The organism is Streptomyces sp. NPDC087906 (assembly GCF_055584925.1).
Window position 1 is genome coordinate 631,059 of the sequence record NZ_JBVJLC010000001.1, and the last position, 24,330, is coordinate 655,388.

Sequence of the window (24,330 nt, forward strand, 5' to 3'; positions counted from 1 at the left end):
CGGGCCGTTGTCGTGGGGCTGTGCTTAGCCGTGGTGGGCCGTGGTGGGAATCGGCTCTGCGGCTGGGCGGGGGCGGGCTCTGGTGGGGGTGGGGCTTGGGTGGGCGCGTAACAGGCGTGTCCTAGGCGGTGGTTGTACGGAACGCGGTCCCGCAGCGGGTCGGTCCTGATGGTCAGAGACGTACGGAGCGGTCCCCACACTGCCAACTGACATTGAGGTAGAAACGATGCGCGTTCACAAGCTCACCTTCGCAGCCCTGGCCGTTGTCGCGGGTCTCTCGTTGACCGCCTGCCAGAGCGACGACGACGGCGCGGGACAGAGCGCCCCGTCGTCGGCCGCCTCCAACACGGCTTCCTCAGGGGGTGGTTCGGGCTCGGGCGGCTCGGATCAGGGTGGCGGGGGCGACTCGGGTGGCAGTGGGTCCGGCGGCAACGACTCCGCGGCGGACGGTTCCAACGCGAGCAGCAAGGTCGGCAAGTGCCGTACCGACGACCTTGAGATCACCGCGACGGACAGCACCATCGACGGCGACACCGACGCCACCGTCGCGGTGGAGATGAAGAACAGCAGCGGCCGGGACTGCGTGATTTCCGGGTACGCGGGCGTCGACCTGAAGACCAACGCCGGGTCGCTGTCCGCGAAGCGGACCGGGCAGGAGACGACCTCGGCCGTGCTCAAGAGCGGTAAGTCGACCGCCTTCCCCATCAACTACCCGTTCAACAAGTCCGGCGGCTCCGGCATCCGCATCACGGGCCTGGTCGTGACCCCGCCGGACGAGACGAAGTCCGTCACCCTTGACTGGCCGGGCGCCAGCACCCTGCCCGCCACGGAGGGCCCCGGGACCCGGGTGCGGGTCGGCCCGGTCGGCAGCGCCGGTCAGGGTGGCTGACGCGGACTTCTGCGGGCGCGTTCCACTAGGCGGTCGCCCGACAGGAGCGTGCCTGCCTGCTTGACGTGCCGCAGGACCGGGGAGACCTCTATGGTCTGGAGGCCGGGCATGGATCCGATGCGGTCCGAGGTGAACTCGAACAGTTCGTCCAGGTCACGGCAGTGCGCGACGGCGTGGAGGTTGTACGGGCCGGAGACGGCCGCCGCGAAGGCGATCTCGGGCTCCTGCGCCAGGGCGCGCCCGAAGGTCTTCACCGCCGACGGATGGACGCGCAGCCAGAGGTTGGCCCGGGTGTGATAGCCGAGTGCCGCCGCGGCGATTTCCACGTCGATCTGGACGACGCGGCTCAGGAGCAAGGCGTGCAGACGGCGCGACACGCGGCCCGGGGTGGAGTCCGCCGCCGCGGCGAGGTCGGTGAGGCCGGCGCGACCGTCCACGGCAAGAGCGTCGAGGATCTTCTCGTCGTCGGCGGTGAGCGGTACGGGGTCGCGCGCGACGACCGGAGATTCCGTGAACGGTGAACCGTCGCTCCCGAGCAGGGCCTCCTCCGCCGGGGTCAGCACGCCGCGCAGGGCGGCCCAGTAGTGACCTCGGCCTCCCATGAACTGGCGCAGCATGGCGAAGGCGTTGATGTCGAGCACGGCTGCGGTGCGCGGAAGCCGTTGGCCGAGCAGGTCTTCGCGCTGTTCGCGCGTACGTGACTGGGTCGCGCAGGTGATCTCGCAGCCCGCCGCGCTCACGGCCACCCAGTTGACGTCGTCGCGCTTGGCGAGCGCGTCGGCGATGGCCGTGACGCTGCCGGGGCGGCAGCGGAGCCGTACCAGCCACCGGCTCTGCCCCAGCGCCCCCGGGTTGACCACCCCGGCCACTCGGACGACGCCTTCGGCGCGCAGCCGCCGGTAGCGGCGGTTGACGGCGCTTTCGGTGAGGCCGAGCGCGGTCGCCATCGCGGTGAAGGAAGCCCGGGGAGCGATCTGCAGTGCGCGAATGATCCGCACATCATCGGGCTGTACGGCGACGGAATCAGACACCGATGGCTCTGGCATGGGGAAATCCTACAGATCGGCCCCGTCGTACCGCCGCGGCGGCGGCACGGCGGACAGACTTGGAAGGCATCCAACAGGTACCCCGCAGGCCCCCACCACGTAACGAACGGAGATGACGCCGGATGTCATCGACTGCCCCAGAACCGACTCCCACCGACCAGCAGCCGCCGACCGCCCTCATCGTCGGGGCCTCGCGCGGCCTCGGCCACGCGCTGGCGGCCGAGTTCCTCGACAGGGGCTGGCGCGTCATCGGCACGGTACGCGACACCGCCGCGCGAACGCCGCTGCACGACCTCGCGGACGCCGCCGACGGGCGCGTCACCATCGAGCGTCTCGACATCAACGAGCCCGGCCATCTGCCGCCGCTGTACGAGCGTCTCGCCCATCGCCGCCTCGACGTGCTCTTCGTCAACGCGGGCATCACGAGCAACGAACAGACCCCGATCGGCGCGGTTCCGACAGCCGACTTCGTCGAGGTGATGGTCACCAACGCGCTCAGCCCGATGCGCGTCGTCGAAGCGCTCGAAGACCTCGTGTCCCCGACCGGTCTCATCGGGGCGATGACGTCCGGGCAGGGCAGCATCACGAACAACACCAACGGGGGCCGCGAGGTCTACCGGGGGAGCAAAGCGGCCTTGAACATGTTCATGCGCAGCTTCGCGGCCCGCCAGGCCGAGAAGCGCCGCGCCCTCGTCCTGCTGGCGCCGGGCTGGATCCGCACCGAACTCGGCGGCCCCGACGCACCGTTCACGATGGAGGAGACCGTCCCGCTCCTGGTGGACGTCCTGCTGTCCAGGCTGGGCACGCCCGGACTGGCGTATCTGGACCGCAACGGCGAGACCGTGCCGTGGTAGGTACCGTGCCGTGGTGAGCACCGTGCCCTGGTAAGTGCCCAGGGATATAGAGGCCGGCGGAGGGGGTGGCTCCGCAACTGGGCCGGTGTGCAAGGCCATATGCGGGGGAGACCCGGGCATCCGAAGGATCAGGCAGGTGCTTAGGCTGGCATTGCCGAGGGGCGGCCCGTTGCCGATGGGCGGCCCGCGGGGGAGGAGTGGTTCGGATGGGTGCGGTACGGCAAGGCAGTTTCCGGTCGGGGACCGTGGTCCTGGGGAGCATAGGGTTGTTGGCGGCGACGCTCGTGTCCTGCTCCTCCGACCCGGACAAGCGCTGCGTGGACCCGTCGACGTACAAGAAGATCGACGACAAGCAGTGCCGTGACGGCGGGACCGGGCGCTACTACTACGGCGGCAAGGTCCGTGGCGGCAGGCTGACCGGTGGCAGTTTCGACAAGTCGGCGGTCAGCCGGGGCGGCTTCGGCGGCCATGGCGATTCGCACGGCGGCTGAGGCTTCGGCCGATGCGACGCCACACCATCACACCGCGTCCTGACTGGCAGCGGATCGTCGAGGAGCAGGGTGTTGTCTATCCCCTGACCCGCTATCCCGACGACTCGCTCCGCCCGTACTGGGACGAGAGCGCGTACTACTCCTTCTCGCTGCCCGAGGTGGAGGCGCTGGAAGAGGTGGTCGAGGAGCTGCACGAACTCTGCCTCGACGCAGCCGAGTTCATCGTGGCCGAGGACCGCTTCGCCTCTCTGGGGATCACCGACCGGCGGCTGGTCGGCCTCATCACCGAGTCGTGGCAGCGACGGGCCGAACAGCCGTCCCTGTACGGGCGGTTCGACCTGCGGTACGGCGGTACGGACGGTGCGCCGGCCAAGCTGCTGGAGTACAACGCCGACACCCCGACGTCGCTGGTCGAGACGGCGAGCGCGCAGTGGTTCTGGATGGAGGAGCGGTTTCCCCGCGCCGACCAGTGGAACTCGCTGCACGAACGGCTGGTCGACGGCTGGCGGAAGCAGGCGCATCTGCTGCCGCCGGGGCCGCTGCACTTCGCCCATTCCGAGTCCGACGAGCTGGGCGAGGACCTGATGACGGTCGCGTACCTGCGCGAGACGGCTGAGCAGGCGGGCATAGCCACGTCGGCGCTCTCCGTCGAGGCGATCGGCTGGGACGAACTGTCGGGGCGGTTCGTGGACGAGCAACTGGGCTTCATACGAAGCTGCTTCAAGCTCTACCCGTGGGAATGGCTGGTGACCGACCGCTTCGGCGAGCACGTCATGGACACCCTGGACAACGGCGGCGGCACGGGCACCACCTGCTGGATCGAGCCCGCGTGGAAGATGCTGCTGTCCAACAAGGCGCTGCTGGCGATTCTTTGGGAGCGCAACCCCGGCCACCCCAATCTGCTCCCTGCCTATCTGGACGGGCCGCGCGAGCTGGCGGCCACCGGCGGTTACGTCGCGAAGCCGCTGCTCGGCCGCGAGGGCGCCGGCGTCAGTGTGCACGAGGCGGGGGCCGCCCCCGTCGTACGGGCCGACGAGCCCTGCTGCTACCAGGAGTTGGCGCCGCTGCCCGACTTCGACGGGAACCGGGTGGTGCTGGGCGCGTGGGTGGTGGGCGACGAGTCGGCGGGGCTCGGCATCCGCGAGTCCGCGGGGCTGATCACCGACGAGTACGCGCGTTTCCTGCCGCACATCATTACGTGACCTTCGCCGGGCGCCCGCCGGCCCTACCGGGCGCCCGCCGGCCCTACCGGGCGCCCGCCGGGCCCCACCGGGCCCCACCGGGCCCCGCCGGGCGTCCGCCGACGAGGGTGGTGCACCGGGTCGGGTGGTGCACCGGCGCTTCGGCGAACCGCCCGCCTCCAATACCCCGGAGGCGGGCGGTTCGCCGTGCGGCGCGGTGTCGGTCAGCGTGCTTCGGTCACCAGCTCCGGGGTTGCCGCCGGGGCCGGCGCGGGGGCCGACTCGCTGAGGCCGAAGCGGTTGTGGAACCTGCGCAGCGGGCCCGGGGCGTACCAGGCCGTACGGCCCAGCAGGCGCATCGCCGCCGGTACGAGGATGCCGCGTACGGCCACCGCGTCGATGAGGACGGCCAGGCCGCTGCCCAGGCCGAACATCTGCATGAAGCTGAGCTTGGCCGTGCCGAAGGCGAAGAAGCTCACCGCCAGCAGGCAGGCCGCCGCTGTGACGATACGGCCCGTGTGGCCGAGGCCGTTGGTGACGGAGGACTCGTTGTCCTCGCCCAGCTCGTGGAGTTCCTTGATGCGGCTGGTGACGAACACCTCGTAGTCCATCGACAGGCCGAAGGCGATGCAGAACATCAGCACGGTCATCGACACGTCCATGGGCTGCGCCGTGAAGCCGAGCAGCGAGGAGAGATGGCCGTCCTGGAAGATCCAGGTCATCACACCGAGGGTCGCGCCCAGGCTGATCATGTTGAGGAGCAGCGCGCGCAGCGGCTGCATGATGCTGCCGGTGAACAGGAAGAGCAGGAAGAAGGTGGTCAGCGCGACCAGGGCGACGGCGAGCGGGAGGCGGCTGCCGATGGAGTCCTTGGAGTCGACCAGTTCGGCGTCGGCCCCGCCCACCAGGGTGTGTGTTCCGGCGGGTGCGGGAACCGCCCGCACCGTGCCGACCAGGGTCTGCGCCTCGTCCGACTTCGGTGTCACGGTGCTGACGACGTTGAGCTGTTGGGCGTCCGGGCGGCCCAGCGCCGGATTGCCGTTGCCGGACCCGCCGACGCCGTCGCCGTAGGTGCCCGCGCTGGTCTCGACGCGTACGACGCCCTGGAGACCGGCCAGTTCGGCCGCGTACGACTCAAGTGGCGCCTTGCCCACGGGCTTGTCGATGACGACGTGGAGCGCGGCGTCGTCGTTGCCGTTGAACTTCTCCTGCAGGACGGACGACACCTGGCGGCTCTCGGCGTCCGAGCGCAGCACCCGCTCGTCCGGTGTGCCGAAGGTGATGCCGAGGAGCGGGCCGGCCGCGACGAGCAGGACCGCGAGGACGGGCAGCGCGGTCAGCGCGGGGCGCCGCATGACGGTGCCGGCCAGCCGACCCCAGAAGGGCGTACGGGAGTTGGGGCGCGCGGGCTTCACCCACGGGAGCCGCCCGCTGTTGACGCGGTGGCCAAGGGCGACGAGCAGCGCGGGCATGATGAACAGCGTGCTGAGGGCGGCGATGACGACGACACCGATGCCGGCGTAGCCGAACGAGCGCAGGAAGTACTGCGGGAACACCAGCAGCGCGGCGAGCGCCGCCGCGACGGTCGCGGCGGAGAACGCGATCGTACGGCCCGCCGTATTCACCGTCCGCCGGACCGCGTCGTCCACGCTCGCCCCGGTGGCGAGCTGCTCCCGGAAGCGGCTGACCATCAACAGGGCGTAGTCGATGCCCAGTCCGAGCCCGAGGGCCGTGGTCAGGTTGATCGCGAAGACGGAGACGTCGGTGACACTGCCGAGGATGTACAGCTCGGCGAAGGTGCCCGCGATGGCGACGACGCCGATCACCAGCGGCAGCAGGGCCGCCACGAGGCTGCCGAAGACAAGGAGCAGCAGGACAAGGGTGATCGGTACGGCGATGGTCTCGGCGAGGGCGAGGTCGTCGGCCGACTGCGTGCCCATCTCGCTGGTCACGGCGGCGCCGCCGCCGGCCTGCACGGTGAGGCCGCCCTTGTACGGTCCGGCGTACGCGTCGACGAGGGCCTTGGTGTTCTCGTCCCGCTCGGTGTCGTTGCCCGTCACATGGGCGAGCACCATGGCCTCGCGACCGTCCTTGGAGCGCAGGTCGGGGCTGGCCGTCTCCCAGTAGGAGACCACGTTCTCCAGGGCCTTCTCCTTCTTGAGTTCGGCCACCAGGGACTCGCCGCCCTGCCGGGCCGCCGGGGCGTCGACGCGCCCCTCGGAGGTGCGGACCAGCAGGATCAGGTTCGTCTCCCCGCCGAACTTCTCCTCGATGACCTTGCCGGCGCGGGCTGACTGCGAGGCCGGGTCGTCGTACCCGCCGCCCAGCAGCTTGCCGAACGCACCGAAGCCCAAGGCGCCCATGAGAGCCACAGCCACGACGGCGACGACGAGTACCGGCCGGGATCTGCGGATCGCCAGTTCGGCTATGCGTTCAAACACGCGCCTTCTCCTTTGGATTTCCTACGTGGTTCCGGGTTTCCGGAGGGTGAAAGTGACGCGGAACAGCCGGAGTTGTCGCGCTCTTCGTCGCCGTGAGTGACGTTAGTGAGGCGGCCGGGAATTTGGCAGTGTTAGATTTTCCTCACACCGTAAACATGGAGGAGGACGCCATGGCCCAGCCCACCCTGCGTGAGCGGCGCAGGGCCGCAGCCACGCAGGAGATCGTGGACGCGGCCGAGCGCCATCTCGCCGAACACGGGCCCGCCGCGCTGTCGCTGCGGGCGGTCGCCCGCAGCCTCGGGATGACCGTGCAGGCGCTCTACCACTACTTCCCGAGCCGGGACGCGCTCGTCACCGCGCTCGTCACGAAGGCGTACGTCGACCTGGCCGACGCCGTACAGGCCGCCGTCGACGACGCGACGGACGCGGCGGACCACGCGGCCGACTTCGCCGCCGACCTCGCCGCCGAAACCCCCGACCTGCCGCGCCTGCTGGTCGCGGCCGAGGGCTACCGGCAATGGGCCATTGCCCATCCGGAGCACTTCCAACTCCTCTACGGGACACCGCTACGGGGCTACGCGGCCCCCGTCGACGGTCCGACCACCCAGGCGACGCGCCGGATGAGCGCGATCTTCGAGCGCGAGTTGTTCGGCGGCTTCACCCCGGAGCAACTGGCGGCGGCCGACGCCTCCGCACTCTCACCCGCACTCCACGCCTACCTGGCACAACTGCCGCACTACGGCCTGGGAAACCTGCCCCCGCCCGCGACGGCGCTGCTGCTCAGCGCCTGGGGCCACCTGCACGGACTCGTCGCCCTGGAGGTGTTCGGGCACAGCGTCTTCCTCGGCGAGCACCAGGCCGAGATCTTCCGCATGGCCATGCGGAACCTGCTCGACGACATCTACCGCCGCATCCCGTCGGAAGAGTCATGAGGGAAGACCTGAGTGTCATCGGGCCGAGGAGCGCCGCGAGCGGGTCGGCGGCGCGCGTCTGGTACGTCTCGTACGGCTCCAACATGCACCTGGACCGGCTGACGTACTACCTCGCCGGGGGCCGGCCGCCCGGCACGGCGGCGGTGTACCCGGGCTGTCGGGACGGCCGGCCGCCGCTGGCGTCCGTGCCGGTCGAGCTGCGCGGCTGCCTGTACTTCGCCACCGAGTCGCTGGTGTGGACGGGCGGCCGGGCCTTCTACGATCCGGCCGGCGGCCGGCGCGTGCCGGCCCGCGCGCATCTGGTCACCGCCGGGCAGTTCTCCGACATCGCGGCCCAGGAGATGTACCGGGCCCCGGGCACCGATCTGGATCTGACCGAGGTGCTGGAGACCGGCCGGTCGGTACTCGGTCCCGGGCGCTACGAGACGCTGTTGTGTCCGGGGAGTGTGGACGGCTTCCCCGCGCTCACCTTCACCGCTCCGTGGAGTGTGGACGACGTCGCGTGGCACAAGCCGTCCGCCGCGTACCTCAGGCACCTGGCCGCCGGGCTCGTGGAGGCGGGCGCCTGGGACCTGCGCGACATCGCCGGCCATCTGGCGAGTTGCCCCGGCGCCGCGGGCGAGTGGAGTCCTCAGGACATCGTGGACCTGATCGCCGATGTGACAGAGGACTGACCCCAACAGGGTCTCTGTGGAAGGCCGTTCAGGCGGTACGGTGCTTCAGGGCCCAGAAGGCGGCGGCGATCGCGAGCGCGGTCAGCGCGAGAAGGACGCCCGTCTCGGTGAGCTGGCGGGGCCAGAAGTCGGCGGACGGCACGTAATGGCGCGTGAAGCCGACGATGTCGTGGTGGGCGAGGCAGCGCAGGTTGTCGTAGCACTCCGGGTCGGCGATCCGCGCGCCGGACGAGGTGATCGCCCGGCTGTGGACGGAGAGTTCGGGCACCCCGTAGGTGCGCTGGAAGGGCCAGGAGCCGCTGCGGACCGCCGTGATCGCGTACTGCACCACGCCCGCGGCGGCCATGGCCGGCAGTGTGCGGCGCAGCAGCAGGCCGCAGAGCGCGCCGACGGCCAGGGAGAGCAGCGGCACGGCGACGGTGGCGAGGCCGAGGGAGAAGTACAGCCGGCGGGGCGGGAAGCCGGCGAGCAGCAGGTTGCTGTGGGCGGACCAGACGAGCCGGTACAGCCCGACCAGTACGGCCGTGGTCAGGGCGAGGACGACGGCGGGGACGGCGAGTTTGGCGGCCAGCCAGCGCGCCGGGGATATGGACTGCGACCAGGCGAGTCTGTGGGTGCCGCTCTCCAGCTCGCGGGCGATCAGCGGGCCTGCCGCGAACAGCGCGACGGCGAACGACGCGAGCCCCATCAAGGTGGCCGGGTCGTAGAAGAGGTCGTTGTACGTGCCGGAGAGGACGCTGCTGAACGCCCCGCCGCTCCAGGCGTCTTCCTGCACCCCGGCGTAGCCGAACCGGTCGAAGGCCTGCTGCGTGGCGTGCGCGCCCGGCCCGTACAGCCAGAGCAGCAGTCCCGCGGTGACGACCACGTATCCGGCCCAGATCCACAACGCGCCGCGGTGCAGGCGCAGTTCCGCCCTGAGCAGCGCGCGTGCTGACGGGCGGCCCGCGGAGCGCTCTTCCTGCGGGGTGGGGACGACGGTGGCGGCGGGCGCGGTCATGTGAGGAGTCCTTGTGAGGGGCGGTTGTCGGTGGTCCCGGCTGCGGCGGCTGCGTTCTCGTCGGCGTGCCCGCTCGGATCCGGCCCGCTCATGTCCGGGGTGAGGAAGGCCGGTGCCTCCGGGGTGCGGAGGTGGGCCACGAGCAGCTCGTCCAGGGTCGGTCGCGCGGCGTCCCAGGGGCCGGCGAGCGGTCCGCGCGGGCGGATCAGGGCGGTGCGACCACGGCCGGTGGTGCGTGACTCGACCACCGTGTGCGGCGACAGGTCGGCGTCCCGGCCCGTGACCACGGCGTGTGCGGCCAGCAGCGCTTCGACCGAACCGCCCAGGTGGGCGCGGCCGTTGCCGAGGAGCAGCAAGTGGTCGCAGGAGTCGTCCAGTTCGGCGACTATGTGGGAGGAGAGCAGGATGCTGGTGCCGTGTTCAGCGGCGTCGGACAGCAGCAGCCCCATCAACTCCCGCCGGGCGAGCGGGTCGAGGTCGGCCATCGGCTCGTCGAGCAGCAGCAGTTCGGGCCGCTTGCCGAGGGCGAGCGCGAGAGCCACCCGGGTGCGTTCGCCGCCGGACAGGTCGCGGACTCGGCGCCTGGGGTCGAGGCCGCCCTGTGCGACGATCCCGGCCGCGTACGCCGCGTCCCAGCGGGCGGCGTTGAGGTCGGCGCCCATCGCGAGGGTGTCGGCGACGGAGAGATACGCGTAGAGCGGCTGGTGCTGGTCCAGATAGCCGACCCGCGCGCGGTGCGTGCCCGGGGCCGCGCCGAGGACCCTGACGCTGCCGCCGGTGGGCCGGGTAAGCCCGGCGGCGATCCGCAGGAGGGTGGACTTGCCCGCCCCGTTGAGGCCGACCAGCGCGCAGACGCTGCCTGCGGGGACGCGGAAGGAGCAGCCCTCCAGAGCGCGGGTGGCGCTGCGGCCACGGCCGTAGCTGACGCTGAGACCGTCCGCCTCGATCACGGCCGGAGCGCCGCTGCTGATACTCACTGCTCCCCCTTCGGGAGGTGTTCGGCCGGGAAGTGCTGGTCCAGTACTGCCGTCAGCAGCGTGGCCGCGCCCGCGCGGTCGACGCCTGCCGCCAGGGCCCGGCGGGCCCAGTCGTCCAGGGCCGCCCGTAAGGCCGACTCGGCGCCGGTGTCGCCGAGCGTGGCGAGTATGAAGGTGCCCACGCCCCGCCGCGCCTCGACCAGGCCCGCGCGTTCCAGCTCGCGGTACGCCTTCAGCACGGTGTTCGGGTTGATGGCCGTGGCCTCCACGACCTCGCGCGCCGTGGGGAGTTTGTCCCCGGGTTCGAGAAGTCCCAGCCGCAGTGCCTGCTCGGTCTGCTGGACGATCTGGAGGTACGCCGGGACGCCGCTGCGCCGGTCGATGCGGTACGCAAGTCGTTGCTCGGCCACCGGCGAGGGCCCCTTTCACTAATTGACTAGTGAAAGTTCGCACAGCGGGAACGGCGCCGTCAAGCCGGGGGGCGCGGGCTCGTCGCGGAGGACCGGTGCCGGTGCGTTCCGGGGGATCATCGGTGTCCGGGACAATTGCCTTTCGGGTGTGGGCGGGTGGGGAGAGGTGTGGCCATATGAGTCGTCGTTCCAGCGGCCTGGTGGGGGTCTGGGCCGAGGCGCAGCGACAGCAGCAGCGGCAGCAGGAGGCGCGGATACGGTCCGCCACCCAGCAGCAGCGGGAGTACGAGCGGCAGCAGCGGGCGTACGCGCGGGACGCGGCGCGGGCCAACCGGGAGCAGCAGGCGGAGTACCGGCGGCAGCGCGAGGCCGAGGCGCAGCGCCGTACGGCCGAACTGGACGCGCGCGTCGCCGCGTTGGAGGGCCTGCTGGTCGCGGGCTGCCGGGCGCCCGCCTTCCGTACGTCGGCGCTGTCGCGCGCGGCGGACGTCGAGCCTTTCGCGCCGGGTCAGTTGGCGTTCCCCGTACCCATGCCGGACCCGGCGCGCTACCAGCCGCAGGGCGGCGGCTGGTCGGCGGGCCGCCGGGCGGCGGCGCAGCGCGAGGCGCAGGCGCGGTACGAGCACGATCTGCGGGCGGCCCAGCACGCCGAGGGGCAGCGGCAGCAGCACCTCGCGGCGTACCGGCAGCAGTACGACGCCTGGGCGGGCGGGCAGTTGGCTGAGGTACGCGCGCACAACGCGGGCGTCGCCACGATGGCGTCGGCCCTGCGGGACGGAGAGCCCGACGCGGTCGTGGACTACTTCTCGGCCGCGCTGTACGCGTCGACCGCCTGGCCCGAGGGGTTTCCCCGCCAGGTGTCGGCCGCCTTCGACCGGGCGGCGGGCCAGTTGGTGCTGGACTGGGAGCTGCCCGGCTTCGACGTGGTGCCGGAGGTCAAGTCGGTGCGGTTCGTGCCGAGTCAGGACCAGGAGAAGGAGACAGCGCGGCCGGTCACACAGCGACGCGCCCTGTACCGGGGGGTGTTGGCGCAGTGTGTGCTGCTGGTGGTGCGTGACCTCTTCGTGGCGGACGAGTTCCGTACGGTGCGCTCGGTCGTCGTGAACGGCTTCGTCGACGACTTCGACCCCGCGACGGGCCAGGAGGCGCGGGTGTACTTGGCCTCGGTCTCGGCCGAGCGCACCGACTTCGACGCGTTGAACCTGGAGCTGGTCAGCGCGGTGGACTGTGTGACGGAGGCGCTGCGCGGCCAGTTGTCGGCGCGCCCCGACCAGCGGGCCGCCGTGCGGCCCCCGCGCTTCCCCGACCAGGTGGGTTCGGGGGTGGTGTCGCACGGCGGTGGCGAGGAGCCGGATCTGCTGGCGATGGACCCGGTGGAGTTCGAGCGGCTGGTGGCCGAGCTGTTCCGGGCGCGCGGCATGCAGGCGCTGATGACGCAGCGGTCGAACGACGGCGGGGTGGATGTGGACGCCCTCGACCCGGACCCGATCAGCGGCGGGAAGATCATTGTGCAGGTGAAGCGGTACCGCAACACCGTGCCGCCGACGGCGGTGCGCGACCTGTACGGCACGGTGCAGGGCGCGGGCGCCAACAAGGGCGTACTGGTGACGACTTCGGGTTTCGGCCCCGGCTCGTACACCTTCGCCAACGGGAAGCCGCTGACCCTGGTGTCGGGCGCCGAGCTGGTGGAGCTGCTGCATCAGCACGGGCTGCGGGGGCGGTTGGGCGACGGGGCGGGGCCGGGGTCCAACGGTGCGCCGGGTCCGGACCCCGGCGCCGACGAGGGGGCTCCCGACGCCGGCGAGGGGGCTCCCGGCGCCGGCGGTGACTTCAACACCCTCGGTATGACCTGGGCCGGGCCGGTGCGGCTCGACGTGTGCGCGCTCGTGTGCCGGGGGAACCGCGTGCTGAGCGACGACCACTTCGTGTTCTTCAACAACGCCCGCACACCGGACGGTTCGGTCCGGATGGTCCCGGCGACGGCAGGCGACCGGGCCGCGATCCGGGTCGGCTTCGACGGTCTGCCGGGCGGCGCCGACCGGCTCGTACTCGTGGCGGCGGTCGATCCGGTGGTGAATCCGGAAGCCGACCTGTCGGGTTTCACGGACGCCGGTATCCGGCTGCGGGACACCTCGGGCGCCGAGTTGGACCGGCTGGACGTCTCGGACGGCCGCCCCGGCGAGACGGCGCTGGTACTGGGGTCGTTCCGCCGCAGATCCAACGGCGACTGGAACTTCGTACCGGGCGGGCAGGGCTACCGGGGCGGACTTGGGGAACTGGTCACGGACTTCGGTATAGAGGTGGAGTGACGACCTTGCCGGTGGATACCGGCGGCCGGCCTCACGTCAGCGCCCCGAGATCCGGTCCGCCGCCCGTGCGATGCCGTGTGTCGTCGTCGTCGTCGTACGGGCGGTGGACTCGCGCCGGTCGGCGGTGCGGTACGCCGCGTACATGCCGTGGACGCCGAGCCAACGGAACGGCTCCGGTTCCCACTTGCGCACCTTGTGGTTGACCCAGGGCAGTGTGGTCAGCTCGGTGGGTCCCGACTGGCCGCTGTCCTGTTGGATCAGATCGCGCAGCGTACGGGCCGCGAGGTTGGTGGTCGCGACGCCCGAGCCGACGTAACCGCCCGCCCAGCCGAGCCCGGTGGCGCGGTCGAGCGTGACGGTCGCGCACCAGTCGCGCGGCACCCCGAGCACCCCCGACCAGGCGTGGTCGATCCGGACGCCCGCCGTGGTGGGGAAGAAGCGGACCAGGATCTCGCGCAGCGCCTCGATCGTCGCGGCCTGCGTACGACCGTCGTTGTCGGTCTTCGAGCCGAAGCGGTACGGGACACCCCGACCGCCGAGCGCGATGCGGTCGTCGGCGGTGCGCTGCGCGTACATGTACGCGTGTGCCATGTCGCCGAGGGTCTCGCGGCCGTCCCAGCCGATGGTGTCCCACAGCGCGGCGGGCAGCGGCTCGGTCGCGATCATCGAGGAGTTCATCGGGAGCCAGGTGCGGCGCGCGCCCTTGATCCCGGCGGTGAAGCCCTCGGTGCAGCGCAGGATGTAGGGGGCGCGTACGGTGCCGTACGGGGTGGTCGCGTGCTTGGGTTTGATCTCCGTGACGGGGGTCGACTCGTGGATGGTGACGCCCAGCGCCTCGACGGCCGCCGCCAGCCCCTTCACGAGCTTGACGGGGTGCAGCCGCGCGCCGTGCGGGGTCCACGTCGAGCCGACGGCTCCGGTGACCCTGACCCGCTCAGCGGTCTCGCGCGCGCCGCGCAGCACCCGGTCGGTCTCGCCGAAGGCGATCTCGACGGAGTGGTAGTCCTTGAGCCGGCTGAGCTGGGCCGGGGTGTACGCGACCTCCAGCACACCGCCCTGGTGGATGTCGGCGTCGATCTTCTCCTCGGCCGCGACGCGCACGACCTCGTCGACCGTGTCGTTCATGGCCCGCTGGAGACGTACGGCGGCCTCGTGGCCGTGCAGCTTGGCGTACCGGTCGCGGCCCGCGATCCCGTTGTAGAGCCAGCCGCCGTTGCGCCCCGAAGCGCCGTACCCGCAGAACTTCGCTTCGAGGACGGTGATGTTGAGGAAGGGCACGGCCTTCTTCAGGTAGTACGCCGTCCAGAGACCGGTGTAGCCGCCGCCGACGATGCAGACGTCGGCCGTCGCGTCACCGGGGAGTGGTTCCCGTGGGGCGGGGATGCCGTCCTGCGCGTACCAGAAGGAAATGCCGCCGTTGATCGTGCTGCTCATGTGGGTGTTCGTACACCTGTGCAGGTGGCTGTGTCCAGGATTGCCGGTTGGCTGCTCGTCCGTAGGATCGGCGCCGTGCTGGACATTCCTGCGGAGCTGGTCGCGACCCAGACGAGATACCAGGGCGCTGCCGGCCGCGCGTTCATCGCCGAACTGCCGGACCGGGCGGCCGAGTTCCTCGACCGGTGGGGGCTGCGGGTCACGGGCCCCTCGATGTACGGCATGTGCGCGCTGGTGCTGCCGGTGACGCGCGTGGACGGTGCGGGGGCGGCCGGTGCGGGGGCGGCCGGTACGGGGGCCGACGGTGCGGGGGCGGCCGGTGTGCCCGCCGTGCTGAAGCTGCAGATCCGGGACGACGAGACGGCAGGCGAGCCGGTCGCGCTGCGCGCCTGGGGCGGCGACGGCGCCGTACGGCTGCTGGCGTACGACGACGCGACGGGCACGCTGCTGCTGGAGGCCCTGGACCCCGCCCGCGACCTGTCGCGCGTCGAGATCCGGGAGGCGGTACGGATCATCGCCGAGACGCTGGCCCGGCTGACGACGGTCCCGGCCCCCGCAGGGCTCCGGACGCTCGGCGACATCGTGGCCCGGATGCTGGAGCGCGTACCCGCCGTCCTGCGGACGGTCGACGACCCCGGCGAGCGGCGGCTGCTCGCCGACTGCGCCGCAGCCGTACGCGAAGTGGCGGCGGAGCCGGGCGACCGGCTGCTCCACTGGGACCTGCACTTCGAGAACGTACTGGCGGCCGGGCGCGCGCCCTGGCTTGCGATCGACCCGAAACCCCTCGCTGGCGACCCCGGCTTCGAGCTGCTGCCCGCGCTCCACAACCGGTTCGAGGCGGCCGACGTGCGATGGCGGTTCGACCTGATGACAGAGGTCCTGGGGCTCGACCGGCAGCGGGCGGGGGCCTGGACGCTGGCGCGGGTGCTGCAGATCGCGCTGTGGAAGCGGACAAGCGGGGAGGGACGGCTGGGGCCCGACCAGGAGTACGTGGCACGGACGCTGCTCGCGCCGCGCCGTCGGTCAGGTGCTCCTACCGGTCGTGAGGTGGCGCGCCCGGCGGTCGATCGGGCAGGCTGCGGGCATGATTCGTGACGCCACACCCGCCGATGTCCCGGCGATCCACGCCATGGTCCGTGAACTCGCCGAGTACGAGAAGGCACTGGACGAGGCGCGCGCCACGGAGGCGCAACTGCACGAGGCGCTGTTCGGCGAGCGGCCCGCCGCCTTCGCGCACATCGCCCAGTCGCCCGAAGGGGAGCCGGTCGGCTTCGCGCTCTGGTTCCTGAACTTCTCGACCTGGCGCGGGGTGCACGGGATCTATCTGGAGGACCTGTACGTACGGCCGGGCTCGCGCGGCCACGGCTACGGCAAGGCGCTGCTGCGCGAGCTGGCCCGGATCTGCGCCGAGCGCGGGTACGAGCGCCTGGAATGGTCGGTACTGGACTGGAACGAGCCGTCCATCGCCTTCTACCGGTCGCTGGGGGCGCTGCCGCAGGACGAGTGGACGGTGTTCCGGCTGACGGACGATGCGCTGAGCGCGCTGGGCGCGCCTCCCGTCGTCGGGGGCTGACGCGGTCAGCCCGACACTGCCGCCGCCTGGCTCGCCTCGCGCTTGCTGGGCGACTTCGCGTTGACCATCAGCGCGCAGATGACCGCCGCGCCCAGCAGGATGACCGACGCCCAGGTGATGGCCACGGTGAAGCCGTGGACCGTACCGGTGTTGACGATCTGGTGCTTCGCCGACGGGGTGAGTCCGCCCTTGCGGGCAGCGGCGGCGAGATGGCTCGTCAGGTACGTGGCGGTGGTGGTCGTCGCGATCGTGTTGAGCAGCGCCGTCCCGATGGAGCCGCCGACCTGCTGGGCGGTGTTGATCGTCGCCGACGTGACCCCAGCGTCCTGCGGCGAGACGCCCGCCGTGCCGGTGGAGATGGCCGGCATGAAGACGAGACCGAGGCCGAGCCCCAGCAGCAGCGTCCCGGGCAGGATGTGCGACGGATAGCTGGAGTGGGTGTCGATGAACCGCAGCGAGAACAGCCCGCCCGAGGCCAGCAGCAGGCCGGGGACCATCAGGACGCGCGGCGGCACGTGGGGCAGCAGCCGGGCGGAGATCTGCGTCGAACCGATGATGATCGCCGCTGACATCGGCAGGAACGCGAGACCGGTCCGCAGCGGCGAGTAGCCGAGGATGTTCTGCAGGAAGAACGTCATGAACAGGAACGCGCCGAACAGACCGATGGTCGTCAGGCCCATGAGGATGACGGAGCCACCGCGGTTGCGGTCCCGCACGATGTGCAGCGGCAGCAGCGGTCCGGGGGAGCGGGTCTGCCACCACGTGAACGCGCACAGCGCCACGACGCCGATGGCGAACATCGTCAGCACCAGCGAGGACGTCCAGCCGTCGGACTCCGCCTCGCTGAGCCCGTACACGATGGCCACCAGACCGCCGCAGCCGAGGATGACGCCCGGGATGTCGAGATGGGCGCCCTTGGTGCCCTGCCGGTCGCTGAGGAGCGTCAGCGCGCCGACGACGGCGAGCGCGGCGATGGGCACGTTCACGTACAGGCACCAGCGCCAGTCGAGGTACTCGGTGAGGATGCCGCCGAGCAGCAGCCCGATCGCCGAGCCGCCACCCGCGATGGCGGCGAAGATCCCGAAGGCCTTGGCGCGCTCGGGGCCGCTGGTGAAGGTCGTGGTCAGCAGGGACAGCGCGGACGGTGCGAGCAGCGCGGCGAAGATGCCCTGGAGGGCACGGGCGGCGAACAGCATCTCGGGGCCCTGCGCCGCACCGCCGATCGCGGAGGCGGCGGCGAAGCCGATCAGGCCGATGATGAAGGTGCGCTTACGGCCGACGAGGTCGGCGACCCGGCCGCCGAGCAGCAGCAGGCCGCCGAAGGCGAGGGTGTACGCGGTGATGACCCACTGCCGGTTGCCGTTGGTCAGGCCGAGGTCGCGCTGGGCGGAGGGGAGCGCGATGTTCACGATGGTCGCGTCGAGCACCACCATGAGCTGCGCCGTCGCGATGACGGCCAGCGCCCACCAGCGGTGGGCGTCCGGCTGGTCTCCGGAGCCCTGCTGCGGCGCGCCGGGGCGGGCACCGGGCTGGGAGCCGGACGGGGTGCCGGAGGGTGCGTTGGGGGAGATGTCGGCCGGGGTGCCGGGCTGGGAACCGGGGCGGGGGCCGGGCTGTGCGCCGGAGGTCGCCGGATCGGTCATCGGGTTATTCCTCCACTGTGGACAGCGGCCTCTGCCGCGGCAGGGGCTGGGCTTCTACGCAGAGCACCTTTTGCCCAGAACACCATGGATTGCCGGTGTTCGCCCGCGCGGCGTGCGGCAGGACCGCGTCCGGCCGCGGTCCTGCTAGAGCCCGGCCACGGTCCGGTTGGAGCCCGGCCAGGGCCCGGCCACGGTCCGGTTAGAGCCCGGCCAGGGCCTGGTCAGGGCCTGGTCAGGACCCGGCCAGGGCCCGCCTACGGCTCCAGGACGACCTTGCCCGTCGTCGCCCGCGTCTCCAGCGACCGGTGCGCCAGAGCGGCTTCCGCCAGTGGGAAGCGCTGTACGGCGGGGCGCACCCGGCCCGCTGCCGCGTCGGCGAGCGCGCGTGTTTCGAGTACGCGCAGGTCGCCGCCTGCCTTCTGGACCATCGGGGGGCCGAGGACGGTACGGGAGGTGATGCCGCGCGCGGCGAGTTCGTCGTCGGTGAAGGTCAGCGGTTCCCCGTCGCGGATGCCCTGGCCCGACCAGCCGAAGACGACGTGCAGGCCGCCCCTGGCGAGGAGGTCGACGGCGGCGAGCGCGGTCGGGCCGCCGACGGAGTCGTACACGATCGTGGCACCCTTGCCGGCGGTTTCGCCGTCTGTCAGGGATGCTCTGTCTCTCGGGAAGGCTCCATCTCTCGGGAAGGCTCCATCTCTGGGGAAGGCTCCATCTCTCGGGAAAGCTCCATCTCTCAGGAACGCTCCGACCTGCGCCGCCCAGTCGGGGGCCGTGTAGTCGACGGCCAGGTCGGCGCCGTTGGCGGTGACCCTGGCGACCTTGGCGGGGCCGCCGGCCAGGCCGATGACGGTCGCGCCCGCGTTCTTGGCGTACTGGACCAGGAGGGTGCCGATACCGCCGGCCGCCGCCGTGACGACGACGGTGCTGTCGGGGCCGAGGTCGGTGAACTGGAGGATGCCCAGCGTCGTACGGCCCGTGCCGATCATGGCGACGGCCTCGGCCTCGTCCAGCCCGTCGGGCACGGGGTGCAGCCGGGTCACGTCGCAGACGGCGAGTTCGGCGTAGCCGCCGGGCACCATGCCCAGATGGACGACGACGCGCTTGCCGAGCCAGCTCGCCTCGACGCCTTCGCCGAGCGACTCGACCGTGCCCGCGACCTCACGGCCGGGGATGGTCGGCAGCTCGGCGGGGGCCGGGTAGGGGCCGGTCATGCCCTCGCGCAGGGCGGTGTCGAGGAGGTGTACGCCGGCGGCTGCGACGGCGATTCTCACCTGGCCGGGGGCGGGTACGGGGTCGTCGGTGCGTTCGTGGCGAAGATTCTCGGCGGGGCCGAAGGCGTGCAGGACGATGGCGTGCATGGCGGGCGGGCTCCTTGGGGTTCGGCGGGTTCGCGGCTGGCTTCGCGGCCGACTTCGCAGACGGGTTCGCGGCCGGGCTTGCGGCCGGGCTTCCGGATCAGCCACCACCCTCCGACCTCAAGTGCAGTTGAAGTCAAGCGCGCTTGAGGTCGAGCTGCGCGAGCTGCGCGAGATGCGTCCGGCGTGCGAGGTTCCGGAGCGCCAGTGAGGCGGCGGTGATGCCGCTGTTGAACGACACCTCCGAGAGCACCCCCGGCGCCGCCACCTGGTCGCCCGCCAGATAGAGACCCTGCCCCCGGTCGATGGCGGGCCGGTCGCGCCAGCTCGTGCCCGGGTGGTCGACGGCGCCGGTACGGCCGGTCGCGAGGGCGTCGCGCCGCCATACGGTGCGTTCGCGCCAGCCGGGGAACCCCAGGTCGAGCAGGGCCTCGGCACGTGCGGTACCGACCGCTTTCGACTCGCCCGGACCGATCGGGAACTGCCCCTGGAGCAGGTGCTCACCGGCGGGTGCGACGGACGGATCCTGCGCGGTGAACCGTTCGAGCCAGCCCGGCGCTTCCAGGTCCGAGATCACGAACGGCTCGCCTCTGCGTGAGCCCTTGCGGGAGCCTTGGCGGGAGCGCAGCGAGAGGTCGAGCAGTACGGTACGGCCGCTCGTCCAGTGCAGGGTGTCGTCCCCGATGAGCCGGCGGGCCGCGTCCATCGAGGTCGCGACGATCACCGGCGTGTCCGCGGGGACGGCGTCGATCCGTACGGTCGTCTCCATCCGGACGCCCAGGTTCCAGGCGCGCGCCGCCATCCGGTCGACGAGCTGGCCCCAGCCGCCGACGGGGTAATGGGCCTCGGGCGGCAGAGCGGCGGCGCGGCGCAGCCGCTCCTGTACGAAGCGGGCGGACAGTGCGCCGGGGTCGTGGTGGAAGAGGGCGACGGCGGCGTAGTAGGCGGCGGCACGCGCGGCGCCGGGACCGGCGACGGCCGAGGCCCACTTGGTGAAGGAGACGTCGACGGGGGCCTCTTCGACGGGGCGCCGGGCGAGTCTCAGCAGGCTGACGGGCGGGGTCCTGCGCAGGGCGCCGCCGCGGTGGAAGCGGAAGCGGGAGCCTTCGCGCAGGGGTACGGCGGCGATCGGCCCGAGCAGGTCGCGCTGCCGGAGCCAGGACCAGTGCGGGCCGCGGTCGTAGAGGGCGTGCGGCCCCTCGTTGGTGAGGTAGGGGCCTTCGGCGGTACGGGCCCGGCCGCCGAGGGTGTGATGGGCCTCGTACAGGGTTACTTGGGCGCCGCCCTCGGCGGCGGTGATGGCGGCGGTGAGGCCGGCGAGGCCGCCGCCGATGACGCTGATGCGATTCATGACGCGTCGCTCCTACCTGGTCCGGTTGCTCGGTGCGGGGACGGTGCTGGAGATAGGACGGCAGGGAGGGCGGGGATGTGACATCGCGCGGGTACGGGTATCTGGCGTTGTCAGTGGCGTGCGCGACGATGGGGCCATGGCAGGGAACACGAACGGCGGACCGGCGAAGGCACGGCAGGCGAAGGCGCGGCGGGTGGAAGTGCGGCGGGCCGAGGTGCGGCTGCCGCCGCTGTCCCCGTACGGCGGCGGGCTGGAGCCGGACGGCGACTATGACGGGCTGGAGTTCAGAGACCTGGATCTGACGGGCCAGGAGGGCGCGGGCGCCCGGTTCATCGACTGCGCGCTGCGCGAGTGCGCCCTGGACGAGACGTCGCTCGTCCGCGCGCGGTTCATCGACTCCGTCCTCAGCGGGGTGCGCGGGGTGGGCACGGACCTCGCGGGGGCCTCGCTGCGCGATGTGGAGGTGGTGGACGCGCGGCTGGGCGGGGTGCAGTTGCACGGCGCGGTGCTGGAGCGGGTGTTGATCAAGGGCGGCAAGATCGACTATCTGAATCTGCGCAAGGCGAAGCTGAAGGACGTGGTGTTCGAGGGCTGCGTCCTGGCCGAGCCGGACTTCGGCGGGGCGGAGCTGGAGCGCGTCGAGTTCCGGGACTGCGTCCTGAGGCGCGTCGATCTGACGGCTGTTCGTATGAAGGACGTCGATCTGCGGACGGTCGCGGAGCTGGACATCGCGCGCGGCCTGGACCGGCTGTCGGGAGCGGTGATCAGCTCGGCGCAACTGCTCTATCTGGCGCCTGCGTTCGCGGCGCAGATGGGGGTGCGGGTGGAGGACGGGGTGTGAGGTCCCGCAGATCGCGTCGCTCGGCCGAGGTCCGTCCGGCCCGGGGATTTTCGAAGGCCCCGACCTGGGGGGATGGGTCGGGGCCTTCGCGGTGCTCCGCAGGCAGGCCGTTTGTGGGGGGAGGAAGCGGTTCACGCTTCCCGGCAGTACCTGGGCAGTCATCGTCTGCCCGAGAGGGCCTGATGTATGTCCTATGAACGCTGAATCGCTGAGGGGAGTCTGTGACCACTTTGTGAAGGACTTGAAAGTGGGTGCGTTGTGCCTGTTCAGGGGTGTGCGGTGGGGTGGTTGAGACTGATTCGGATTCGTGGATTCCGATGATTTCGGCTGTGTGAGACGCGCGGAGATGCGTTTGGATATGCGTTTGGAGGCGCGTGGGAGACGCGTAGGAGACGCGTGGAGACTGCGTTCAGGCGGCGTTCAGACGCGCGGGAAGCGGGACTGCAGGTTCCAGACGATCGGGTTGTCGGCGAGGCCCTCGTGCATGTCGGAGAGATCGGCGACCAGATCGTGCAGGAAGTCGCGCGCCTCGCGGCGCAGCAGCCGATGACTGAACGTCAGCGGCGGCTCGTCGCCCGGCATCCAGTCCGCCTCCACGTCCACGAGCCCGAACCGCCGCATGAACAGCATGCGGTCGGCCGACTCGGTGAAGTCCAGCTCGGCGTGTTGCGGCTTGGCGGCCCGGCTGCCGCGCGGATCGCGGTCGAGCTGCTCGACGATGTCGCACAGCGCCCAGGCGAAGTCCAGCACCGGCACCCATCCCCAGGCGGTGGACAACTCCCGGTCGGCGCCGGTGTCGGCGAGATACACGTCCCCGCAGAAGAGGTCGTGCCGCAGCGCCCGGACGTCGGCGATGCGGTAGTCGGTCTGCGGGGGGTCGGGGAAGCGACGGGAGAGGGAGTAGCCGATGTCGAGCACGGCCCGATGGTGTCACGCCCCTGCTGTGCCCTCGGCGCCCAGGCCCCCACCTGCGGAAACGCTAGGGTGACGAGGTCGTTCCGCGTCGTTTCGTGAGAAGGAGGTTCGCCGTCCGCCATGACAATGCGTGTTCCGGGACGCGCCGCCGCGCTGCGCTTTTCGTGGCGCTGACGGCGCTGCTGGCCGGGTCCGTCTCCTGTACGGGTGCGTCGTCCACGGGCGGCTCGTCCACCGGAGCCTCGTCCACCGGCGCCTCTTCGCGCGCCGATGCGCGCGGCAGGCCCGGTGCGGCCGGGGTGGGGGATCCGTACTTCCCGGGGCTCGGCAACGGCGGTTACGACGTCCGGCACTACGGCCTGACCCTCGACTGGAACCCGGACAGCGGCCGGCTCACCGGTACGGCGGAGATCACCGCCCGCGCCACCCAGGACCTGAGCGCCTTCAACCTCGACCTCGCGGGGATGACGGTCACGTCCACGACGGTCGACGGCGAGCGCGCCGCGAGCAGCCGGGCGGGCAGCGAGCTGACGCTGCGGCCGGCGCGCGGGCTGGAGCGGGGGAGTTCGTTCGTGACGGTTGTGCGGTACTCCGGCGTACCGAAGCGGATCACCGACCCGGACGGCTCGGCCGAGGGCTGGCTCAGGACCGGCGGGCGGGTGGCGGCGCTGGGGGAGCCGACGGGGTCGATGGCGTGGTTCCCGGGCAACAACCACCCGAGCGACAAGGCCACTTACGACGTGCGGGTCACCGTCCCTGACGGACTGACGGCGGTCTCCAACGGCGAGCTGACGCGCACCGCTCGTATCGACGGGGGACGTACGGCCTTCACCTGGCACTCGTCCGAGCCGATGGCGAGCTACCTGGCGACGGTCGCCATCGGCCCGTACGAGACGCACCGGACGGGAGGGACGGCTCGCCCGTTCTCGACGTTCACCGCGGTCGATCCGGGAGTGGCGAAGAAGAGCGCGGGGCTGCTGGCGGCGCTGCCGGGGATCGTGGAGTGGGAGGAGCGGCTGTTCGGTCCGTACCCCTTCTCCTCGACGGGCGTCATCATCGGCCGCGAGCAGGACGCGCAGTACGCCCTGGAGACGCAGACGAGACCCTTCCTGCCGGGCCCGACGGATGTCAGCACGCTGGTGCACGAACTGTCCCACCAGTGGTTCGGCGACTCGGTGACGCCGAAGTCATGGCGGGACATGTGGCTGAACGAGGGCTTCGCCACGTACGCGGAATGGCTCTGGAAGGAAAAGACCGACCACAAACCGGTCGCCGAAAGCTTCGACGAGGCGTACGCCGACGACACGAACTGGACGTTCCCCCCGGCCCACCCCCGCTCGGCGTCCGACATCTCCCAACCCCCGGTCTACGGCCGAGGCGCGATGGTGCTCCAACGGGTACGACTGGCGGTGGGCGACGCGACGTTCTTCCGCATCCTCCACAACTGGCCGCAGAAGCACCGCCACGGCAACGCGTCGACGGCGGACTTCACGTCGTACGCGGAGAAGGAGTCGGGCCGGAACCTGGACGGGGTATGGAAGGCGTGGCTGTACGGCAAGACGAAGCCGGACAGATAGGGGCGGCGGGGAGCTGGGTTCGTGGTGGCGGGTGCGTGGCCGACTGCGGGTGCCACGCGTCAGTTGCATGGGGCGACTCGGCCCGTCTCGGCGTCCACCCCCACCGGGTAGTAGCTGAGTCTCATGCCCCGCTGGTCACCGGGGGCGGCCGGGTGCGGGTCAGTGCGCATGGGCCCGAAGCTGTGTGGACCGGAGGGATTAGCCGCCCGTGGGGCCGCCCCCTGAGGTTTGAGTGTCGCGGTTGCGGTCCGGGCGTCAAGGGCGCTCCTTCGTCGCGTCGGCTGCGCCGATGACCTGCGGTCACCCTTGACCCCCGAACCTCCACCGCAAGTACCTCTTTTTTTGGGGGGGCGGCCGGGGGGACCACGGGCAGGCTGGGTTCGCGGTGGCGGCTGCTTGGCCGGGTGCGGGTGCCACGCACGAGTTGCATGGGGCGACTC

The 24,330-nt window shown here is 71.5% G+C and carries 20 protein-coding genes and 1 pseudogene; 11 read left to right on the forward strand and 10 right to left on the reverse strand.

Annotated features, from left to right (window positions below; all coding sequences use genetic code 11):
- Nucleotides 1-226: 226 nt before the first annotated feature.
- The gene (locus ACZ63I_RS02820) at nt 227-889 is read left to right on the forward strand and encodes a DUF4232 domain-containing protein (protein ID WP_469334686.1); all 663 of its coding nucleotides are present in this window, start codon (nt 227-229) and stop codon (nt 887-889) included.
- On the opposite strand, the gene ACZ63I_RS02825 is transcribed toward ACZ63I_RS02820, so the two are convergent.
- Nucleotides 877-1,935, reverse strand: a complete 1,059-nt coding sequence (locus ACZ63I_RS02825; RefSeq protein ID WP_469334688.1) for an Lrp/AsnC family transcriptional regulator — start codon at nt 1,933-1,935, stop codon at nt 877-879. The genes ACZ63I_RS02820 and ACZ63I_RS02825 overlap by 13 nt on opposite strands.
- 122 nt (nt 1,936-2,057) lie before the next feature.
- On the opposite strand from ACZ63I_RS02825, the gene ACZ63I_RS02830 reads away from it, so the two are divergent.
- The 3 genes from ACZ63I_RS02830 to ACZ63I_RS02840 all read left to right on the forward strand — a co-directional run bounded on the left by ACZ63I_RS02830 (nt 2,058) and on the right by ACZ63I_RS02840 (nt 4,482).
- Nucleotides 2,058-2,789, forward strand: a complete 732-nt coding sequence (locus ACZ63I_RS02830; RefSeq protein ID WP_469334689.1) for an SDR family NAD(P)-dependent oxidoreductase — start codon at nt 2,058-2,060, stop codon at nt 2,787-2,789.
- Nucleotides 2,790-3,058: 269 nt separating this feature from the next.
- The gene (locus tag ACZ63I_RS02835; RefSeq protein WP_469334691.1) at nt 3,059-3,280 is read left to right on the forward strand and encodes a hypothetical protein; all 222 of its coding nucleotides are present in this window, start codon (nt 3,059-3,061) and stop codon (nt 3,278-3,280) included.
- Between the two features lie 11 nt (nt 3,281-3,291).
- Entirely contained in the window at nt 3,292-4,482 is a 1,191-nt protein-coding gene (locus ACZ63I_RS02840; protein WP_469334692.1) for a glutathionylspermidine synthase family protein, read from the forward strand.
- 203 nt (nt 4,483-4,685) lie between these two features.
- Here the strand turns inward: ACZ63I_RS02840 and ACZ63I_RS02845 are convergent, their stop codons facing one another.
- Nucleotides 4,686-6,902 (reverse strand): MMPL family transporter, encoded by a 2,217-nt coding sequence (locus ACZ63I_RS02845; RefSeq protein WP_469334694.1) that lies wholly within the window; start codon nt 6,900-6,902, stop codon nt 4,686-4,688.
- Between the two features lie 170 nt (nt 6,903-7,072).
- Here ACZ63I_RS02845 and ACZ63I_RS02850 point away from each other — a divergent pair, with 170 nt between their 5' ends.
- Complete coding sequence (locus ACZ63I_RS02850) at nt 7,073-7,834, forward strand: TetR/AcrR family transcriptional regulator (protein WP_469334696.1); 762 nt, start codon at nt 7,073-7,075, stop codon at nt 7,832-7,834.
- Nucleotides 7,831-8,508, forward strand: a complete 678-nt coding sequence (locus ACZ63I_RS02855; RefSeq protein ID WP_469334697.1) for a histone deacetylase — start codon at nt 7,831-7,833, stop codon at nt 8,506-8,508. Before ACZ63I_RS02850 ends, ACZ63I_RS02855 begins: the two co-directional genes overlap by 4 nt.
- Nucleotides 8,509-8,536: 28 nt before the next feature.
- On the opposite strand, the gene ACZ63I_RS02860 is transcribed toward ACZ63I_RS02855, so the two are convergent.
- The 3 genes from ACZ63I_RS02860 to ACZ63I_RS02870 are packed head-to-tail and all read right to left on the reverse strand — an operon-like array spanning nt 8,537 to nt 10,892.
- Nucleotides 8,537-9,505, reverse strand: a complete 969-nt coding sequence (locus ACZ63I_RS02860) for a hypothetical protein (RefSeq protein ID WP_469334699.1) — start codon at nt 9,503-9,505, stop codon at nt 8,537-8,539.
- Nucleotides 9,502-10,482, reverse strand: coding sequence for an ABC transporter ATP-binding protein (locus ACZ63I_RS02865; RefSeq protein ID WP_469334701.1), 981 nt, complete (start codon nt 10,480-10,482; stop codon nt 9,502-9,504). The genes ACZ63I_RS02860 and ACZ63I_RS02865 overlap by 4 nt, the downstream gene beginning before the upstream one ends.
- The gene (locus ACZ63I_RS02870) at nt 10,479-10,892 is read right to left on the reverse strand and encodes a GntR family transcriptional regulator (RefSeq protein WP_469334703.1); all 414 of its coding nucleotides are present in this window, start codon (nt 10,890-10,892) and stop codon (nt 10,479-10,481) included. The genes ACZ63I_RS02865 and ACZ63I_RS02870 overlap by 4 nt, the downstream gene beginning before the upstream one ends.
- 1,418 nt (nt 10,893-12,310) lie before the next feature.
- Here ACZ63I_RS02870 and ACZ63I_RS02875 point away from each other — a divergent pair.
- A complete protein-coding gene (locus ACZ63I_RS02875) occupies nt 12,311-13,201 on the forward strand; it encodes a TerD family protein (RefSeq protein ID WP_469335527.1) in 891 nt (296 codons plus the stop codon).
- Nucleotides 13,202-13,237: 36 nt separating this feature from the next.
- On the opposite strand, the gene ACZ63I_RS02880 is transcribed toward ACZ63I_RS02875, so the two are convergent.
- Nucleotides 13,238-14,635, reverse strand: a complete 1,398-nt coding sequence (locus tag ACZ63I_RS02880) for an NAD(P)/FAD-dependent oxidoreductase (RefSeq protein WP_469334705.1) — start codon at nt 14,633-14,635, stop codon at nt 13,238-13,240.
- Nucleotides 14,636-14,701: 66 nt separating this feature from the next.
- On the opposite strand from ACZ63I_RS02880, the pseudogene ACZ63I_RS02885 reads away from it, so the two are divergent.
- Together ACZ63I_RS02885 and ACZ63I_RS02890 are read left to right on the forward strand one after the other, a co-directional pair.
- Nucleotides 14,702-15,640, forward strand: a pseudogene (locus ACZ63I_RS02885) (aminoglycoside phosphotransferase family protein); the annotation flags it as partial.
- Between the two features lie 79 nt (nt 15,641-15,719).
- Nucleotides 15,720-16,208 carry a GNAT family N-acetyltransferase gene (locus ACZ63I_RS02890; RefSeq protein WP_469334707.1) on the forward strand — a complete coding sequence of 163 codons (489 nt, stop codon included), beginning with the start codon at nt 15,720-15,722 and terminating at the stop codon, nt 16,206-16,208.
- A gap of 5 nt (nt 16,209-16,213) precedes the next feature.
- Here ACZ63I_RS02890 and ACZ63I_RS02895 read toward each other — a convergent pair whose 3' ends face one another.
- The 3 genes from ACZ63I_RS02895 to ACZ63I_RS02905 form a co-directional block, all read right to left on the reverse strand.
- Nucleotides 16,214-17,851, reverse strand: coding sequence for an MFS transporter (locus ACZ63I_RS02895; protein ID WP_469334709.1), 1,638 nt, complete (start codon nt 17,849-17,851; stop codon nt 16,214-16,216).
- A gap of 254 nt (nt 17,852-18,105) precedes the next feature.
- Complete coding sequence (locus ACZ63I_RS02900) at nt 18,106-19,209, reverse strand: zinc-binding dehydrogenase (protein ID WP_469334711.1); 1,104 nt, start codon at nt 19,207-19,209, stop codon at nt 18,106-18,108.
- A gap of 133 nt (nt 19,210-19,342) precedes the next feature.
- Nucleotides 19,343-20,557: a phytoene desaturase family protein gene (locus ACZ63I_RS02905; protein WP_469334713.1), complete on the reverse strand. Its 1,215-nt coding sequence runs from the start codon at nt 20,555-20,557 to the stop codon at nt 19,343-19,345.
- A gap of 136 nt (nt 20,558-20,693) precedes the next feature.
- Here ACZ63I_RS02905 and ACZ63I_RS02910 point away from each other — a divergent pair, with 136 nt between their 5' ends.
- Nucleotides 20,694-21,398 (forward strand): pentapeptide repeat-containing protein, encoded by a 705-nt coding sequence (locus ACZ63I_RS02910; RefSeq protein WP_469334715.1) that lies wholly within the window; start codon nt 20,694-20,696, stop codon nt 21,396-21,398.
- Between the two features lie 420 nt (nt 21,399-21,818).
- Here the strand turns inward: ACZ63I_RS02910 and ACZ63I_RS02915 are convergent, their stop codons facing one another.
- Nucleotides 21,819-22,316, reverse strand: a complete 498-nt coding sequence (locus tag ACZ63I_RS02915) for a hypothetical protein (protein ID WP_469334717.1) — start codon at nt 22,314-22,316, stop codon at nt 21,819-21,821.
- Nucleotides 22,317-22,477: 161 nt separating this feature from the next.
- Between ACZ63I_RS02915 and ACZ63I_RS02920 the strand changes: the two genes are divergently transcribed.
- Nucleotides 22,478-23,890, forward strand: coding sequence for a M1 family metallopeptidase (locus ACZ63I_RS02920; RefSeq protein WP_469334718.1), 1,413 nt, complete (start codon nt 22,478-22,480; stop codon nt 23,888-23,890).
- The last annotated feature ends 440 nt before the right edge of the window (nt 23,891-24,330 follow it).

Coding starts and splice junctions, on each gene's coding strand:
- ACZ63I_RS02820 (WP_469334686.1), top strand. CDS start 227: ATGCGCGTTCACAAGCTCACCTTCGCAGCCCTGGCCGTTGTCGCGGGT.
- ACZ63I_RS02825 (WP_469334688.1), bottom strand. CDS start 1,935: ATGCCAGAGCCATCGGTGTCTGATTCCGTCGCCGTACAGCCCGATGAT.
- ACZ63I_RS02830 (WP_469334689.1), top strand. CDS start 2,058: ATGTCATCGACTGCCCCAGAACCGACTCCCACCGACCAGCAGCCGCCG.
- ACZ63I_RS02840 (WP_469334692.1), top strand. CDS start 3,292: ATGCGACGCCACACCATCACACCGCGTCCTGACTGGCAGCGGATCGTC.
- ACZ63I_RS02850 (WP_469334696.1), top strand. CDS start 7,073: ATGGCCCAGCCCACCCTGCGTGAGCGGCGCAGGGCCGCAGCCACGCAG.
- ACZ63I_RS02855 (WP_469334697.1), top strand. CDS start 7,831: ATGAGGGAAGACCTGAGTGTCATCGGGCCGAGGAGCGCCGCGAGCGGG.
- ACZ63I_RS02860 (WP_469334699.1), bottom strand. CDS start 9,505: ATGACCGCGCCCGCCGCCACCGTCGTCCCCACCCCGCAGGAAGAGCGC.
- ACZ63I_RS02875 (WP_469335527.1), top strand. CDS start 12,311: ATGCAGGCGCTGATGACGCAGCGGTCGAACGACGGCGGGGTGGATGTG.
- ACZ63I_RS02880 (WP_469334705.1), bottom strand. CDS start 14,635: ATGAGCAGCACGATCAACGGCGGCATTTCCTTCTGGTACGCGCAGGAC.
- ACZ63I_RS02890 (WP_469334707.1), top strand. CDS start 15,720: ATGATTCGTGACGCCACACCCGCCGATGTCCCGGCGATCCACGCCATG.
- ACZ63I_RS02895 (WP_469334709.1), bottom strand. CDS start 17,851: ATGACCGATCCGGCGACCTCCGGCGCACAGCCCGGCCCCCGCCCCGGT.
- ACZ63I_RS02900 (WP_469334711.1), bottom strand. CDS start 19,209: ATGCACGCCATCGTCCTGCACGCCTTCGGCCCCGCCGAGAATCTTCGC.
- ACZ63I_RS02905 (WP_469334713.1), bottom strand. CDS start 20,557: ATGAATCGCATCAGCGTCATCGGCGGCGGCCTCGCCGGCCTCACCGCC.
- ACZ63I_RS02910 (WP_469334715.1), top strand. CDS start 20,694: ATGGCAGGGAACACGAACGGCGGACCGGCGAAGGCACGGCAGGCGAAG.